Raw genomic sequence first — 16,622 nt, forward strand, 5'->3', positions numbered from 1 at the left:
AAAATTTAAAATATAGACTGACATTTAGTCAGTTAGGTTGTATTGAATTGACAACATTAAATTAAGAATTTTATGGGAATATTTGGTGGTTTATTTGGAGGTTCTAACAGTGGTGATGAAAAAAAATCATCAGGCATACCGTGGATACCTCTAAACTCCGTAGCACAATTAAATGATATTAAAGAAGTGTCTAGTAGTAGACCACAAGTAATATTCAAACACTCCACATCTTGCGGAATCAGTAGAATGGTGCTGAATATGTTTAAAAGTAGTTATGGGCTAGAAGAAGGGCAAATGGATCTTTACTTTTTAGATTTGTTGGCCAATAGAGATGTTTCTAATGCCGTTGCTGCTGAGTTTGGTGTTATGCATCAATCTCCTCAATTATTAATAGTAAAGAATGGGGCAGTGGTAGTGCATGATTCACACAATGCCATATCTGACATTAAGTTAGAACAATACATATAAAAAAAGCCCCGTAATAACGGGGCTTTTTTTTAATTAAAACTTTGATTGTTCAATATATTTTTAAGATTATTCTTTAAATCTTCACCGGCATCATAAACCATTTGTTCATTGCTGGGGAATGGTACCCTTGCGAGTTGTAAAAGAGAAACCAAGTCATTATCTAATGCTCTTTTATCGCCATCGTAATTAGCATAAATATGTTCGAATACGAATTGACTAGATAATGGATATTGATTTATTTTTTGTTGTTTCTTTAAGTCTATAAAATTGACGACACCAGTTACCTGTGCACTTTTAAACTGCGTAAACTGATAAAAATTACAGCGTACCGTTTTAAATTTGTCAACTTTAATACTATTGCCTAAACTGTCAGAAACTACATTGCCATTGCGGTCTTCTACAAAAGTATAACCGTCTTTAATTTGTCTTTCCTTGCTAATTTGTTTCTCTCTAATTTGTTCAGGCGAGATGTTTATGTCTTGAAAAGAAACTTCCATTTGATAATCATACACTTGATTTTGTATTCTGTTCGTATGGTATTCTGTCCAGTTAGAGTTCAGTCCGTATGTATTCAGATTTAAAAGTTCATCTTCTAGCCTTTTTGGTATTATCTGATTTGTATTGTTTGTCATATCAACAATAACATAATCTAAGCCTTTTTGATATGCTTCATCTATATTAGATATTACATCTTTATAATTCGGATTTATTTCCTGTAAATAATTTAAATCATTGTATGCATTTCTAAAATCAGCTTTATAGTTAGCGTCAGTTAAAAGTGTATTTGCTTTGTTGTATAAAAACTCAGATAATTTAGATTTTGCAGCGATGATATCATCATCATAATTCTTAAAGCTGAATTGCGCTCTTCTGCCTTCATCTTGAATTTGTAACGGCAGTAACGGGCGAATTCGCTCTTGAATAGATTTTAATCTACCATAGGCGTTAAAAATCTCTTCATAGTTTGCAGCGTTACCATCCTTTTTAAGGAATTTAATATGTTGCAACTCTCTTTCGGTATTTTTTTTATACCCTTCTTCAAGAAGAACTATATATTGCTGATTGCTTTTTTTAGTCTTATTCTCTGCAATATTCATTACTGCCTTATTAATTGCAGTCTCGTAATTACCAGAGTTCAGAGCCTCCTGCGTTTTTTTGACGCCACTACATGAAAGTAGTAGCCCGATAAAACTAAATAGTAGAAATTTTTTCATGTCTATTATTTTTATGATTTATAATAGCTATTCAACAGCCGTGCCATAAAAGGGTTATTATTAAACGTAATAGGATAAGGAATAGTATATTTTCGGTGAGATGCAATAATCTCTAATTTTTTTGATATGGTATAACAGTATAGTTATTAACTTATTTTAATAAATAAGTTATGTGTTTGTACTCTTTTTTGCATTTCAATAGATACGCTATTTGTATTTTTGCAACTTATTTAAAAGAAATATCATCATGCAACGCGACACCACTATTTTTAATTTAATTGAAGAAGAGAGACAACGTCAAATCAATGGCATTGAATTAATTGCCTCTGAAAATTTTACTAGTCCTCAGGTAATGGAAGCTCAAGGCTCAGTACTTACAAATAAGTATGCTGAAGGGTATCCTGGTAAAAGATATTACGGCGGTTGCGAAGTAGTTGATAAAGTAGAGCAGTTGGCTATTGATAGAGCAAAAGAGCTATTTGGTGCGGCTTATGCAAATGTGCAACCTCATTCAGGTTCTCAAGCTAATGCAGCAGTATATCACGCTTGTTTACAGCCAGGCGATAAAATTTTAGGATTCGATTTATCTCATGGTGGTCACCTAACACACGGTTCACCTGTTAATTTTTCAGGTAGATTATATAACCCGGTGTTTTACGGGGTAGATAAAGAAACTGGAAGGTTAGATTATGATAAAATTCAAGAAGTAGCTACAAAAGAACAGCCAAAGCTTATTATAGCTGGAGCTTCTGCATATTCTAGAGATATGGATTTTGAGCGTTTTCGTAAGATTGCAGATAGTGTGAATGCTATTTTATTGGCAGATATTTCTCACCCTGCAGGATTGATTGCGAAGGGACTTTTGAATAACCCGATTCCTCATTGTCATATTGTAACCACAACAACTCATAAAACGTTAAGAGGACCAAGAGGAGGATTAATATTGATGGGTTCTGATTTTGAAAATCCGTTTGGTATCAAACTTAAAAACGGAAATCTTAGAAAAATGTCTGCGTTGTTAGACCTAGCTGTTTTTCCAGGAAATCAAGGTGGTCCATTAGAACATGTTATCGCAGGTAAGGCAATTGCTTTTGGTGAAGCGTTGACAGAATCATATGCAACATATATTGCTCAGGTAAAGACAAATGCCGATGCAATGGCTAAATCTTTTGTAAAACGAGGTTACAATATCATTTCTGATGGTACAGATAATCACATGATGCTGATTGATCTTAGAAATAAAGATATTTCTGGTAAAGATGCTGAGAAAGCTTTGGTTTTAGCAGATATTACGGCTAACAAAAATATGGTGCCTTTTGATGATAAATCTCCATTTGTAACTTCTGGTATTCGTTTTGGAACAGCAGCAATAACCACTAGAGGTTTAGTTGAAAGCGATATGGAAAAAGTAGTAGATTTTATTGATCAGGTTATTACAAATCCTGAAAATGAAACTATTATAAAAGAAGTGAAAGAGAAGGTTAATGCAATGATGAATACAAGACCAATTTTTAATGCATAACTAAAAGTTAGTAATTGATTTAGAGTTTTTATTCTGATAAAAACTCTAAATCACCACTAACATAAGTATTCTTATTTACGTCGTAAATAGAAGCCTCATCATCTTTATCTAAGTAAATGCCCCAAAATTCTGAATAAGATTTTGGCGCTATATTTATTTGCTCGTCTTCAGCTTCTATATTCTCAATATAATCTTCGAATATTGGAACAAAAATTTCATAAGGTTTTTGAGTAAGTCCTCTCGTTAAAAACACATAATTAAATGCTATTTGTTTTAAAATATCATTTAATTGCGTTGATATACTCCTGTCATAAATTCTTTTTATAACAATACTAGTGTCGTTTAAGAATAACGTAAGTTCTTCAATATCAATGTTATATTGATTTTTTATATCAAGAGTCTCTAATGCAATATGTAAAGGAGAATCTTCTTTTCCGCTATTTCCCCATCTACCTGTGTTGAAATGAGCAAGTAATTCAAGTAAATCTAAATTACATGAAACTTCTAAAACTAAACTAATAGAATTAAAGGTAATATGCTTGTTGTTAAGCTTTACATTAGAGAAGTAATGAAAGCCAATAGCACTTAGAAATTCATCGATACCAGAAATTTCTTTAGTGTATTCTAGTTTTGAATTATTAATAAAGTTTTCGTAGTTAAAAGGCATAAAGGCGGAAATTTATAGCATTCTTTAACCTAAAGATACTTTTCTCACTTTGCAATTTGACTTAGGAAAACCTTAGAATTTCGGAGGATATTATGATAAAATGATTTAAAAAATCATAAACATATGATTTTCAGAAAGTTATGACAAAGGGTGTTATTTATAAAAAGCCCCGTGTTTTTGCTTCATTTATCAAGGCAAGGTCGTTTCCATTTTTAACATCAAAGAGTGCTTTTAGTTGCCTTTTTCGAGCTTCTACCGTAGTATTGGCAGAACCAATTAATGGGGCAATATCTCTTGTGTGTATGCCTTGAGAAAGATGATATAGAATCTTTTGATCTTGTTCATCGATAACAATATTGGTAGACATTCTTCGGCGAATGGCAGATAATGCACTAGCAGTGTAGTAAGGTGAATTATTTACAATAGTTTCTACCATAGTTTTAAGCGACATTTCATCAATTTCAGATTTAACCATATACCCATCTGGGTTTACAGTTTTGAAAATGTTGTTTATTCTATAATTGTCACTGTACGAAGACATGAATACCACCTTTGAATTGGGTACTTCAGTTCTGGCTACAATGCCCAGGTCAATACCTGTTCTGGGATCTTTAGATTCTGGCGAGAATAATTGAATGTCTAATAAAATAACATCGTAAGGTACGGCCCGCTTAGAGTTTTCAATTTTGGTTTTACCTTTTTCGAAACTTGTAGCGATTTCGACTTTAACATTAAAGTCGGTAAATTCAGAATCCTCAAGAATATATTTATATCCAAGAGCAGTCATTTCGTGATCATCTACCGCTAAAATTCGTACAGTGTTCATAAATTACGATTCTATTGTAATTTACTAAACGTTTTTATATTAGGTATTATTATCGACAGTTTTTTTAATACCTAAATTTACTGGAATATTAAGGGAGATCGTAGTGCCTTGCCCTTCAGTAGAATCTATATGAAAGCTTCCTTTTAGTTTATCCATTCTAGAGGTAATATTTCTAATGCCTATCCCTTTTTTACCTTTATTAATATTATAACCGATACCGTTATCGCTCATGATAATATTGAATTGATCGTCGTTTCTATAGAAGGTAACTTCGAAGTATGTGCATTTAGAGTGTTTAATAGCGTTTTGAAACGTTTCTTGTATTATTCGGTACACATTAATTTTAATATCGCCAGCTAAGCTATCCCAATTTTCATCTTCGTTAAAATGAAAGATAGTTTTAATGTTTGCATTTTTGTTGTTTGCAAGTAGGGTTTCAACAGAATCTGTAAAATTATTTATTTTTTGATAAGCACTATGGCTTAACTCGTGAGATATTGATCGTATTTCATTCTCAATTTCTTGTAATGATCCGAGTGCTTTAGATTTTTCTTGAATGGCTTCATCGGTAGCACGCTTATTTAAGCCTGTTAATATCATTCGGGCACCAAGCATTTTTCCAAGTACACCATCATGTAACTCTTCTGATATTCGCTTTTGTTCGAGTCGTTTTACTTCATCAACTTTCTGTTTTTGCATTAACATTAAATTGAAAATCTCTTGGTTGTTTGCTTGCTGCTGTTGGTCAAACCTAAGTTTTTGATTTTTTGCACGCTGATTGATTATGATATAGACAGAAAGACCAAGTAAAAAGAATCCGGTGGCAATACCAATCCAAATTTGCTTTTGTTTTGAGAGCACTTCTTTCTCACTTTCTAACTCTATATTTTCAGCTATAAATTCATCGGTTTCAAAGCGTATGCGGGCAAATTTATTTTGCTGCTTACGGTCTTCTTTTTGTAGGCTATCATTAAGTGTAGTAAACTTTTTAAAATAGTCCGTAGCATATTGTTTGTCTAAGATTGCTAAATATTGCCATGTTTTTAAAAGCTGCTCATTTGAATTTCCAGCATAGGCTAACCTTTCAGATTCTTTGGCTTTGATTACTGCACTTATAGTGTCTTTAGCGAAAGCCTTGTATTCTGCGTAATTATAATAACTTGAGGATAAGCTACCTAGGTCATTATCTTTCTGCTTAATTTCAATTGCTTTGATTAAAAGATTTTCAACATCTATGGTGTCTTTGTTGTAAAATTTAGAAGTAGCAAGGTTGCTTATTGCTTTGGCGTAAAGGTTGGAGTTTTTTACAAACAGGTTATTCGTGCTTAAAACTTTTTCAAAATTTTCAATCGCTTGCAGGTACTGTGCGTTGTTTCTATAGGTTACTCCAATGTTATTTATAATAGTGGCTTCGCTAATATTGAAATTGGGAGTCTTGTTTAGATAAAATAATGATTCTTTGTAGTAGGATAGTGATTTGTCATATTCTTCTAAATCGTTCAAAACTATACCTAAAAGATTATAACAATCAGATAGTTTTTTATTGTCTTCAATCGACTTGAAATTTTCTATAGCTTTTACGGCATTTGCTTCGCTGCCTATATAATCTTTGATTTTCATTTGAATGACTGCCATACTCAAATACATTTGTCCAATGCTAGATTTATCATCTATGACATCAAAAATATTTAATGCTTCTGAATAATTGTAAAAGGCGCTATCCTTAACATTATATCTTTCAAAAAAAAATGCCAAATCCCAATAGGCATTGCCAATAGCAGATGAATCTTTAATGTGTTTATTAAGCAAAATGGCTTGTTTATTTACTTTCCTGAATAATAAGCTATCAGTAATAAAATTGTTGTTGTAAGAAAGGTTTGAGAAGTATAGCGCTTTTAGAGAGTCATTGCCTATATTTTTAGCAAGATTAAATGCTTTTAATTGTAAGGCTAACTTATCTTCTTTTTTTATTTCAGGTTTATTGCTTTCAGATGCCCAGACCGAAATACTGTCTAAAGTTGTAGGTGTTTCTTGAATTACCTTTTCAGGTTTTGTTTTTGAACAACTGAGGCAAAGTAGAAAGAGTATTATTATGTAAAAATAAGACTTGTTCAAAAAAAATGATTTTATAAGGATTAAAAACCAAGGTATAAAAAAATAGCCTTTAACATGATTGTTAAAGGCTATTTTTGTTTTATAGAGCTTATTTATGCAATACCTTTTGGCGGTTTTCTATCTGCAGGTGGCATGTAACAATCATTACAAGTTAAAGCTTTTGAAATATCGTTCATGAAATCAAAGTCATTAGCTGTGTTTTGAATAATTGATGTTGCCATACCTATTGTCATTACGGCAACTGCTAAAATACTTGTTATTTTTTTCATACTGTTTCTGTTTTTTAGGGGTTTTTGGTTTATGATACAACCAAAGTACTACTGTTCGTTGAGCAACGAAGGCAATATTTTAAGTCTTAAGTAGATGACCCAATTCTGTTAGTAAACGAACCAGTTGTGAGAGAATTCTTTAATTTAAAGAAGAAAAGGTGTTTTTAGACAGAATATTCTTAAGGTTATTCATATTCTCTCTGTATGTCTTTGAAAAAGGAATATTCTCGTTTACCGCTTTAATTGCGCAGATAGATTTTCCGAAGTTGATACGAGATACATAACTCGTGTTTACAATATAACTTTGGTGAACACGCATAAAATTATCGGGCAAAGTATTTTCAAAAGTCTTTAACGTTTTATAGGCGTTGATAATTGTACCGTCTTTCATGAAAAATTCGGTAGTATTGTTATCTGCCTTTAAGTAGAGGATATCGTTTGTATTTAGGTATTGAAAATCGTTGTAAGATTTTAGGCATATAGTAGCGGGCGCCTTCTCTTTTGGCATTCTTTTTTGCAGTTTCAATAATGATTTGCGAATATCGAATTCATTATATGGTTGTAGCCAGTAATCGAAGAATCCATTTTTAATGGCATCGTACGCGTAATTCTTTGTAGATGCAATACCAATTAAAATAGGTAGCTGATTCATATATTGGTGAATTTCAGTAACCATTAAAAATACAGATGAATAGTCATTGTTAAGATTGATAAAAACAATATCTGGAGCGTACTTTAAAATATCATTTAATCCGTCTGAAGGGGTGTTGGTAGTGTTTATACATTCAAAGTCACCATATGCATCCAAAAATGCATGCAACTGCAAATTTGAAACAGCATCAGAGTCGATTATGGTGTAAGTATAATTCAAATGAAATAACGTATACTACGAAATTAAACATAGGTAAGAAAAAGAAGACCTAGAATGTCCTTATAAAAAGAGAGGACATGTTGATAAAATGAGTGTTTACGGGACTTGTGAGAGAAAAATCTTTCATTTATTCTCGTATTATGATTAAAAATCTTTCTCGATTGCTTGATAAGCCCCTAAATCTGGCTCAAGAATTCTTGTTGTTCCTATAATATCTAACGGAATTGAATTCGCAATATTTAAGTCACCTTTATTGATGACTTCAGAATCTAGCCCAATTCTAAAATCATTATCGAATGAACGAAAATAATCCAATTCTCCATTTAAAATAACATTGGGGTAGTGGGCTTCATCTTCGAAATCGTAAAATATATTATTTTCAACGGAAGATTGATTTTCGCTGAATTTGATATAACAATTTTGAAAACTGAAGTTGAAAGAATTTTGATTATTGCTCTGAAGCAAAATTTCATTAGTGCTATTTCCGTCGATGATACAGTTCTTAAAATCTGCAGTCAATAAATCAAATCCGATATTTGAGTTGGTAATCGAAGTGTTGCTAATAGCTAAACTAGCATTAAATCGAAACCCTTTGTTCCAATAGTTAGCAATTGTTGCATGCGTAAATGAGTAATTACCACCATTCTCTATATAAAGAGAAGAGCTACCTGCGCTACCTAATACGATATTGGCAGCATTTACGTGGGCATTTCTAGTCCAGAGATTATATCTAGAGCTATTAACTATCTGGCTGTTTGTTATGGACAAGGTTTCTTCTGGATCATTCTCTTTTCCCTCAACAAATAAGCCTAATTCAGCATTCTTAATAGTTAAATGATTAATGGAGTTATTCTTACTCCCTGCACTTATCCAAATTGTTCCCCATTGCCCTGGTATATTGTTGAACTCGGTTTCAAGTCTGTCACCTTCAAAAATAACTTCTCCTTCTAATAGCTCTTCATTTTCGCTTAATTCTCCGTTTATACTAATCGTGCCCCCATTTTGCACTAAAATTCCAGAATTCTGATGAAAATGTACACGCGCACCTGCATCAATAATAAGTTCATGTCCGTTTGGCACAATGGCGTAACCATAGATAACGTAAGATTTATCTTTTGTGAAATTTAAATGTTCATTAGGAACTGTAAAGCCTTCTATTTCAATTGGGTTTCCTGATTCATCATTATAAAGCACAATAGCTTCTGTGCTGTTATTCTGGTTTATATTAGGATATAGTAATATAGCATCTTTTGCTAAGGTCACTAATTCAACAGATTGTTGAAAGGGTTCGCTATCAAATTGAATAGCATCAGTGTATAAGAGCTCGTTTAGTGTGTTATCGTTAATCTCTATAGTTGTTTCGACTAAAATAAAAAGGCTGTCTTCAGCGTAAAGCGGAATGTTTTCGAATTCTTTGCCCGCAACTCCGTCAACATTTAATCTGTAAAAACTTTCAACACCATTTTTAAGAGTAATAGTAGGTATAATGATATCATCTTTAGTATCGTTATAGACTTTTATTGTATAGGTGCTGCTACCAATATTAGAGAAAACGGTATCTAGGTAAACCGTGTCTTTAGAAAATGAGAGATGACCGTTACTTGGGGCGTATTCAAAATCTTTTCTACAAGAGGCACTCCATAGAATAATAAATAAAATAGTGAGTACAGTTAAGATTCTAAGGCGCACGCTAAAATGGTTTTACAGCATCTAAATTAAAGGAAAATTTCTTTGATCTCTTCAGGAATTCGTATTGGTCTGTAAGATTTACTATCAAGAAGACACCATTCTGTACTTGATCTAACCAGTAATTTGTTGGTAGTGCCGTGTTTCATCTCTACAATTCTAACACATTTAGCACCAGAGCTAGATTCTATGTGTGTAGATATAACAATTGGGTCATCTAATACTGCTGCCCGCTTATATTCTATATGATGAGTTAATACTACCCAAATAACATCTTGCTGCATTTTTGCAGTTGCTACTGTTTGCCAGTGTTCTTTAGAAATGTCTTGTATCCACTGTACATAACGTACATTGTTTACATGGTTTAAATCGTCTAAATCGTCATGCGAAACAACAATCTCTTTTTGAAATGCCATATTGTTACTTTTTCTCTATTTGCACTTCAAACATTTTGTCCCAGAACTTACCGGTAACAAAAAAGGTCTTGCGTTCTGGGTGATACGCTATACCGTTTAGCACGTAATTTGTTTTATCCCAATTTTCAGTTTTGGTAATGATTTCACTTAAACCGCTAAAATTGATAACACCTTCTATAGCGCCTGTTTTACTATCAATAATCATAACACTTGGTTTTTGATAAACGTTGGCGTAAATTTTTCCGTCTACATATTCTAATTCGTTGGCTGAATTAAATATTGATGAATTGGTTACTGTTTCTATATAGCCTTCCTCCGTCATCGTATCTGGATTCACAAACCATATTTTTTCTGTGCCATCACTTTTAAAAATTTTAGAGCCGTCGTTTGTTAATCCCCAGCCTTCACGACTTTTTCCGTATTGAAAATTGTCTAATTTTTTGAAAGAGTTTAAATCATATATAAAACCTAGACCGCTTTGCCATGTAAGCTGATAGATTTTATTGTTTAATATGGTTATGCCTTCTCCGAAATAAGTTTCGTCTAAATCTATTTGTTCAAAAACTTCTCCAGTTTTAAAATCTAATTTTCTTAAGAACGACTGTCCCTTTTTTCCTGTAGACTCATATAGGGTATCATTATGAAATTCTAAGCCTTGTGTATACGCTTTAGTATCGTGTGGGTATTCATTGATGATGGTATAAGTATAAATTTCAGGAGCTTTATCAGAAAGTACTTTCAGATTTTTATTGATATCGACGGTTTCACCATCAAAAGTAATTTTTGCCGTTAGAATTTTGTTTCCTAATGTGGGTAAATCAATTTTTATTTTATCATTATTGACCGGAATTTTGGTGCCATCAATGCTATATTCAACGCTTTCTATCTGTTTTTCCTTTTTATTTTTAATACTAACACCGATTTCTTGGTTCAGATGAACTTGATTTACATTTTTCTCTAAGCTAATTTCGAATAGAGATGATGGTTTTTGATTGCCACTGCCGCAAGCGGTAAATAAGCTGGTAATAAGTACGATACAGAAAAAGTTTGCAATTTTCATTAAGAAAACGGGTGTTTAAGTTTATGTAATACGTGAGTACAAGAAGGGTTTCTTGTTATTAATAGGCAATTTAATTCATAAAAATTAGAAACTAAAGGATTGTCAAAGTTTTAAAAGATTGTATATTTGCACCTGGCAAGTCCTACACGACCAGCTCCTGTAGAATCCCCCAGGGTGGGAACACAGCAAGGGTATATGGTCGTAGCGGTGCGATGTAGGTAGCTTGCCTTTTTTTTGTGCCTTAAAGTGAGATTTTTAAATTTAAGGTAACATGTTCAAAACCAATTCTATATAACGTTTAGCATCGCTTATTTTCTATAAAATGAAAACAAAAGTAGTACTAATTACAGGTGGATCTTCAGGTATTGGCAAAGCAATAGGCATTCATTTAAAGGAAAAAGGGTATAATGTTTACGGTACAACACGTAGCAAAAGTAAATATCCTTCATTTTCACATTTTCCACTTTTAGAGATGGATGTTAGAGATGAAGAAACCATAAAAAGTTGTATTTCATCATTACTTAAACTTGAAACTAGAATTGATGTGTTAATTAATAATGCAGGCGTTGGTATAACTGGACCAATGGAAGAAACCCCTCACGAAGAAGTTTTAAAAGCCTTTGCTACCAATTTCAACGGACCCTTAAATGTAATGAACAATGTTTTGCCCGTTATGCGCGAGCAGAAAGATGGTCTTATTGTTAATATAACTTCTATTGCAGGTTATATGGGGCTGCCATTTAGAGGAATCTATTCAGCATCAAAAGGAGCATTAGAAATTGTAACCGAGAGTTACAGAATGGAGACTAAAGCTTTTGGTGTGAAGCTTACAACATTGGCGCCTGGCGATTTTGCTACTAATATTGCTTCAGGTAGATATCATACTCCTGTATATGAAAATTCAGCTTACAGAAACGCTTATAAGAATACTCTAGAAGCTATTGATGCAGATGTGGATAGTGGTGGTAATCCAGCTGATGTGGCTAAGAAGATTGCTAAAATTATAGAGACTAAAAATCCTAAACCTCATTATAAGGTGGGTTCATTTATTCAAAAATTCTCTTTAACACTCAAGAATTTATTACCAGGTCTTTGGTTTGAGAAATTGCTTGAAGGTCATAGTTCGTAACAATTTAGAGTAAATTCTACAGAAAAATTTTAGTTTACTAGTTCTTGTAGATATTAGAAAAGCCATCAACTATTACTGCATTTTCAGTTATAATAGCTTTATTCATAGGGTAGAGTACTAATTTCTCGGTAAGCTCTTTAAAATCATTGCTATGATATTGTGATGAAGAATCTACACCAAGCGTAGCTATAATAGTTTTCCATTGGTCATAATCGGTTTTAATATTAATACCGATAAGCTCATGGTCAGGTTTCTTTTCTTTAAGGATAGAAACTCGTTTAAATATATCTAAGTATTGCTTTTTGTTAGTGCCAGACCAGAAATAAAATAAAACTTTTTTGTTTGCTGCAATTTCAGTTAATGTTTTGCTTTGATTGTTGAAGGTCATCACCTTTAAATCGGGAATAACCTTTGTAGGTTGAAGATTTGCAATACCTTGATAAAGGTTTTCAATTTCTTCTAAATGCATATTGTTTTTAGAAACTTTCTTGAATTCAGTTAAGAATATTTCTGTGTTTTCAGGTGCATCTTTTTTCTTTAATAAATAGTCAAATGCTACATTTCTAAAAAGATTATCTCTCAATTCTTTTTCAATAACAAGACTGTCAATTAGGTGTAATTTATGTTTCTTGTAATGTAATTGCTTGCTTTCGTCTTCATGAGCGTTCTGGCATTCATTTTTACAACTCATATATGATAAGTTTCCAAAATGAGCCTTCATGAAATCGTAGTAAGGTCTAAGATAGGTCAATGTATGATCCCCGTAATCTATTTGATTTCTATACGAGTAAAAGTCCTTAGGTAAATCATGAAGATTTTCCTCAGCAGTTTTTCTTTTATGTTGAAAGGGGTAAATTTCTTTATATCTATTATACGTGTAATCTATACTACCAGTTAATAACTTAATTGCTTCTTCAGAAATTTGATTTTCTGAATTTAACTCGTTTAATATAGCAACTTTGTCTTGTCTTAAAGAACGTATCTTATCTGCGAAGTCTATTGGTTCTAATTCGTAATACTCAGAATACATTGCCGAGTCTTCTTCTTCTGTTGCTAGAAATAACTCCAGTAGAAAATTATTGGTTTCTTCATTAGTACCAGAGAAAACTAAAGACTCATCAAAATAGATGGTATTTAGTCTAACCATAAGACTATCGCCTTTTTCTAAGTATACATATTGATGTTCTGGAGCTAAATTAAAGTGATATAAACCGTTTTCAATAGAAGAAAGTTTAAACTCAAATCGGTTTTTGTCATCAATCTTTGCAGAATCGACCTTTATACCGCCTTTTAATAATACCACTTGGTCACTCGTAGGATTCACTATTTCACCAGCAAACAATACTGTTTCAGAATCTTTTTTTGTGGAGGAACAACCCATTAATAAGGCTATGGATGCAGAGAGTAAAATTCTTATCATATAGTATATGGGACAGGTGATAGTCAAAAATAACAAACCTTATCACCAGATGTTGTTAATAGCTAGTTAAATGTTGTTAACCTCTAACTTAATAATCTTTTGTCGAATTTGATGCTAAACTAGGTAGTGTAAGCCTAGAAATTCAGTATTTTTGCACGGATTTTTAAAATTTTGTTTCTATGTTATCTGTTTCTAATCTTTCTGTTCAATTTGGTAAACGAGTGTTGTTCGATGAAGTAAACGTTGCTTTTACACAAGGTAATTGCTACGGTATTATTGGCGCCAATGGTGCTGGTAAATCTACTTTTTTGAAAATTCTTGCTGGGCAAATGGATCCAACTTCTGGTCATGTTCATTTAGAGCCAGGTAAAAGAATGTCAATATTAGAACAGAATCATAACTCGGCTGATGACTTTACGGTATTAGAAGCGGTGGTTATGGGAAACAAACCACTTTATGAAATCAAAAAAGAAATCGATGCCCTTTATGCAGATTACGATGATAAAAATGCTGATAGAATAGGGGAGTTGCAGGTGAAGTTTGAAGAAATGAACGGTTGGAACGCAGATAGCAACGCAGCGGCATTACTTTCGAATTTAGGTATTAGTGCAGAATTGCATCCTACTTTAATGTCAGTTCTTGATTCTAAATTAAAAGTACGTGTACTTTTGGCTCAAGCATTATTCGGTAATCCTGATGTATTGATTATGGATGAGCCTACCAACGACCTGGATTATGAAACAATCAGTTGGTTAGAGAACTTCTTGGCAGATTATGAAAATACGGTAATTGTAGTAAGTCATGACCGTCACTTCTTAGATACGGTGTGTACTGATATAGGTGATATTGATTTCGGAAAATTGAATTTATATTCTGGTAACTATACATTTTGGTATGAGAGTAGTCAGTTAGCGGCTCGTCAACGTGCACAACAAAATAAGAAGGCAGAAGAAAAAGCAAAAGAATTACAAGAATTTATTGCTCGTTTTAGTGCAAACGTTGCAAAAAGTAAGCAAGCTACTTCTCGTAAGAAAATGCTTTCTAAATTAAAGATTGATGATATTAAGCCATCTAGCCGTAGGTATCCTGCAATTATTTTTGACAGAGAGCGTGAGGCAGGTGATCAGATTTTAAACGTTGAAGGACTTTCTGCTTCAACCGATGAAGGTGAGCCATTGTTCAGCAATGTAAACATCAACTTGGCAAAAGGAGATAAAATTGCTATAATATCAAGAGATTCAAGAGCTACTTCAGCATTCTATGATATCATAAATGGTAATAAAAAAGCAGATAAAGGTACTTTTCAGTGGGGTATTACTACTACACAATCTTATTTACCTGCAGATAATTCAGGTTTCTTTACCGGTAACATCAATTTGGTAGATTGGCTACGTCAATATGCTAAAACAGAAGAAGAGCGCGAAGAAGTTTACATTCGTGGTTTCTTGGGTAAAATGTTATTTAGTGGAGAAGAAGCGCTTAAAAAATGTACTGTTCTTTCTGGAGGAGAAAAAGTACGTTGTATGTTAAGTAGAATGATGTTAATGCGCGCTAATGTATTAATGTTAGATGAGCCAACAAACCACTTGGATCTAGAAAGTATTACGGCATTTAATAATTCACTCAAGAATTTTAAGGGTACTGTAATGCTAACCACACATGATCATGAGTTTGCGCAAACTGTTGCAAATAGAATCATAGAATTAACTCCAAAAGGCAACATTGATAGGTATTCAACGTTTGATGATTATATGTCTGATAAGACATTGAAAGATCAGCGTAACAAAATGTACGCTAATTAAGCATAGAATAGATTAACCCAAATCGTTGTTTTATGAATACCTACAAATATGTGGCTTGCTTTGTGCTAGCCTTTAGTTTCTTCGCATGCGAAAAATCTTCAGAACAAGTTGATGAAGAAATCGTTGCTAACGTACAAGTTGACTACACAGTTTTTTTACAAAATAACAATCAGTTAAATGGTGTTGTTGTGGCATCTGCGAATGATGAATTTGCTGTAAAAAGCACTGTAAGCTCATTTAGTAACATTCCTTCAAATGCTCTAAAATATCGTACAACAAACGATATTGGGTATTACTCCACTACTAATTGTCAAGCAACATTTCAATGGTTTAATGCAGAAGATTCATCTTCAGAGTCAGTATCCCTATTTAGTGATATAGATGCATGTTCAATAAATGTACTTGCAATGGCATATTCAAATGAACTTGCTGCTATTGCATATGAAAGAGAGTTATTGGGTAAAGACAAGCAATTTGTAGTTCGCCTAAATTTACTTAATGATGCAACAGTTAACCCTGTGGAAATTTCTTTGGATAAGAAACCAATTGATATTGTTGTGTCATCAAATCGTTTGTTTGTGTTAACGTTAAATGAGTTTGTAAGTGACGAATTTCATTTATCGGTAATTGATTTGGATGATAATGAAGTTTTAATGGAATTAGATTTAGGTTTAGATGCGCAGCGTCTATTTACTAATAACGCTGGTAAAGTGATTATTAGCTACCCAGAGTTACATACCACTTTAGATCCCTTTACTTTAGAAAAATCGTATACCACATATGGTGAGAATACAGAACCTGGATTTGTTACTACAAAAGATTTTTTCTTAGATAGCGCTGGTAAATTTTATTTTCAAAAAAATATACCAAGTGCCGAAATTGAAGAAGTACCAGCGATTTATGATTTTGAAAAGAATAGTACTGTAGTTTATTTATTTGAAAATTTCTTAACTGAAACTGAATTGAACATGAAGTACAGTATAGCCCAAACAACATCAATAGCATATGATGAAAAGAACAATTATGTTTTAATAGGCTATCAGAAAAAAGGACAAGTAGATAAAGGTGGAATTCTGAGAATAACTCCTGCTCCTGATTTCAAACTTATTGATAATATTGATTTAGAGGGTGTTCCAAAAACCATATTTGTAAAATAG

At 32.7% G+C, this 16,622-nt stretch carries 15 protein-coding genes and 1 other RNA gene; 6 read left to right on the forward strand and 10 right to left on the reverse strand.

What is annotated here, in order from left to right:
• Positions 1-72 precede the first annotated feature (72 nt).
• Positions 73-468, forward strand: a complete 396-nt coding sequence (gene ytxJ, locus QSV08_RS04280; protein ID WP_324026884.1) for a bacillithiol system redox-active protein YtxJ — start codon at positions 73-75, stop codon at positions 466-468.
• Between the two features lie 29 nt (positions 469-497).
• Here ytxJ and QSV08_RS04285 read toward each other — a convergent pair whose 3' ends face one another.
• Positions 498-1,682, reverse strand: coding sequence for a hypothetical protein (locus QSV08_RS04285; protein WP_324026886.1), 1,185 nt, complete (start codon positions 1,680-1,682; stop codon positions 498-500).
• Between the two features lie 247 nt (positions 1,683-1,929).
• Here QSV08_RS04285 and glyA point away from each other — a divergent pair, with 247 nt between their 5' ends.
• On the forward strand, positions 1,930-3,204 hold the full coding sequence (glyA, locus tag QSV08_RS04290; RefSeq protein WP_324026888.1) for a serine hydroxymethyltransferase: 1,275 nt from the start codon (positions 1,930-1,932) through the stop codon (positions 3,202-3,204).
• 28 nt (positions 3,205-3,232) lie between these two features.
• Here glyA and QSV08_RS04295 read toward each other — a convergent pair whose 3' ends face one another.
• The 8 genes from QSV08_RS04295 to QSV08_RS04330 form a co-directional block, all read right to left on the reverse strand.
• Complete coding sequence (locus QSV08_RS04295) at positions 3,233-3,871, reverse strand: hypothetical protein (RefSeq protein ID WP_324026889.1); 639 nt, start codon at positions 3,869-3,871, stop codon at positions 3,233-3,235.
• Between the two features lie 157 nt (positions 3,872-4,028).
• A complete protein-coding gene (locus QSV08_RS04300) occupies positions 4,029-4,697 on the reverse strand; it encodes a histidine kinase (RefSeq protein ID WP_324026890.1) in 669 nt (222 codons plus the stop codon).
• A gap of 39 nt (positions 4,698-4,736) precedes the next feature.
• A complete protein-coding gene (locus QSV08_RS04305) occupies positions 4,737-6,812 on the reverse strand; it encodes a tetratricopeptide repeat-containing sensor histidine kinase (RefSeq protein ID WP_324026892.1) in 2,076 nt (691 codons plus the stop codon).
• A 92-nt stretch (positions 6,813-6,904) separates the two neighbouring features.
• Positions 6,905-7,081 (reverse strand): hypothetical protein, encoded by a 177-nt coding sequence (locus QSV08_RS04310; protein WP_324026894.1) that lies wholly within the window; start codon positions 7,079-7,081, stop codon positions 6,905-6,907.
• Positions 7,082-7,220: 139 nt separating this feature from the next.
• Positions 7,221-7,952 (reverse strand): LytR/AlgR family response regulator transcription factor, encoded by a 732-nt coding sequence (locus tag QSV08_RS04315; protein WP_324026896.1) that lies wholly within the window; start codon positions 7,950-7,952, stop codon positions 7,221-7,223.
• A 144-nt stretch (positions 7,953-8,096) separates the two neighbouring features.
• On the reverse strand, positions 8,097-9,641 hold the full coding sequence (locus tag QSV08_RS04320) for a hypothetical protein (RefSeq protein WP_324026898.1): 1,545 nt from the start codon (positions 9,639-9,641) through the stop codon (positions 8,097-8,099).
• A gap of 26 nt (positions 9,642-9,667) precedes the next feature.
• On the reverse strand, positions 9,668-10,054 hold the full coding sequence (locus tag QSV08_RS04325) for an acyl-CoA thioesterase (RefSeq protein ID WP_282050000.1): 387 nt from the start codon (positions 10,052-10,054) through the stop codon (positions 9,668-9,670).
• 4 nt (positions 10,055-10,058) lie between these two features.
• On the reverse strand, positions 10,059-11,114 hold the full coding sequence (locus QSV08_RS04330) for a glutaminyl-peptide cyclotransferase (protein WP_324026900.1): 1,056 nt from the start codon (positions 11,112-11,114) through the stop codon (positions 10,059-10,061).
• 133 nt (positions 11,115-11,247) lie between these two features.
• Between QSV08_RS04330 and ffs the strand changes: the two genes are divergently transcribed.
• Both ffs and QSV08_RS04340 read left to right on the forward strand, forming a co-directional pair.
• Positions 11,248-11,346, forward strand: an RNA gene (gene ffs / locus QSV08_RS04335) — signal recognition particle sRNA small type.
• Positions 11,347-11,436: 90 nt separating this feature from the next.
• Positions 11,437-12,243, forward strand: a complete 807-nt coding sequence (locus QSV08_RS04340) for an SDR family oxidoreductase (protein ID WP_324026902.1) — start codon at positions 11,437-11,439, stop codon at positions 12,241-12,243.
• A 37-nt stretch (positions 12,244-12,280) separates the two neighbouring features.
• On the opposite strand, the gene QSV08_RS04345 is transcribed toward QSV08_RS04340, so the two are convergent.
• Positions 12,281-13,663, reverse strand: coding sequence for a transaldolase (locus QSV08_RS04345; protein WP_324026904.1), 1,383 nt, complete (start codon positions 13,661-13,663; stop codon positions 12,281-12,283).
• 179 nt (positions 13,664-13,842) lie between these two features.
• Between QSV08_RS04345 and QSV08_RS04350 the strand changes: the two genes are divergently transcribed.
• Together QSV08_RS04350 and QSV08_RS04355 are read left to right on the forward strand one after the other, a co-directional pair.
• The gene (locus QSV08_RS04350; RefSeq protein WP_324026906.1) at positions 13,843-15,465 is read left to right on the forward strand and encodes an ABC-F family ATP-binding cassette domain-containing protein; all 1,623 of its coding nucleotides are present in this window, start codon (positions 13,843-13,845) and stop codon (positions 15,463-15,465) included.
• A 32-nt stretch (positions 15,466-15,497) separates the two neighbouring features.
• Positions 15,498-16,622, forward strand: a complete 1,125-nt coding sequence (locus tag QSV08_RS04355; RefSeq protein WP_324026908.1) for a hypothetical protein — start codon at positions 15,498-15,500, stop codon at positions 16,620-16,622.

The organism is Maribacter sp. BPC-D8 (genome assembly GCF_035207705.1).
Lineage (GTDB): Bacteria > Bacteroidota > Bacteroidia > Flavobacteriales > Flavobacteriaceae > Maribacter.

Excerpts from the sequence above, each read along its gene's own strand:
- QSV08_RS04310 (WP_324026894.1), bottom strand. The coding sequence starts at position 7,081 with ATGAAAAAAATAACAAGTATTTTAGCAGTTGCCGTAATGACAATAGGT.
- QSV08_RS04300 (WP_324026890.1), bottom strand. The coding sequence starts at position 4,697 with ATGAACACTGTACGAATTTTAGCGGTAGATGATCACGAAATGACTGCT.
- QSV08_RS04325 (WP_282050000.1), bottom strand. The coding sequence starts at position 10,054 with ATGGCATTTCAAAAAGAGATTGTTGTTTCGCATGACGATTTAGACGAT.
- QSV08_RS04355 (WP_324026908.1), top strand. The coding sequence starts at position 15,498 with ATGAATACCTACAAATATGTGGCTTGCTTTGTGCTAGCCTTTAGTTTC.
- QSV08_RS04295 (WP_324026889.1), bottom strand. The coding sequence starts at position 3,871 with ATGCCTTTTAACTACGAAAACTTTATTAATAATTCAAAACTAGAATAC.
- QSV08_RS04350 (WP_324026906.1), top strand. The coding sequence starts at position 13,843 with ATGTTATCTGTTTCTAATCTTTCTGTTCAATTTGGTAAACGAGTGTTG.
- QSV08_RS04345 (WP_324026904.1), bottom strand. The coding sequence starts at position 13,663 with ATGATAAGAATTTTACTCTCTGCATCCATAGCCTTATTAATGGGTTGT.
- QSV08_RS04285 (WP_324026886.1), bottom strand. The coding sequence starts at position 1,682 with ATGAAAAAATTTCTACTATTTAGTTTTATCGGGCTACTACTTTCATGT.
- ytxJ (WP_324026884.1), top strand. The coding sequence starts at position 73 with ATGGGAATATTTGGTGGTTTATTTGGAGGTTCTAACAGTGGTGATGAA.
- QSV08_RS04330 (WP_324026900.1), bottom strand. The coding sequence starts at position 11,114 with ATGAAAATTGCAAACTTTTTCTGTATCGTACTTATTACCAGCTTATTT.
- glyA (WP_324026888.1), top strand. The coding sequence starts at position 1,930 with ATGCAACGCGACACCACTATTTTTAATTTAATTGAAGAAGAGAGACAA.
- QSV08_RS04340 (WP_324026902.1), top strand. The coding sequence starts at position 11,437 with ATGAAAACAAAAGTAGTACTAATTACAGGTGGATCTTCAGGTATTGGC.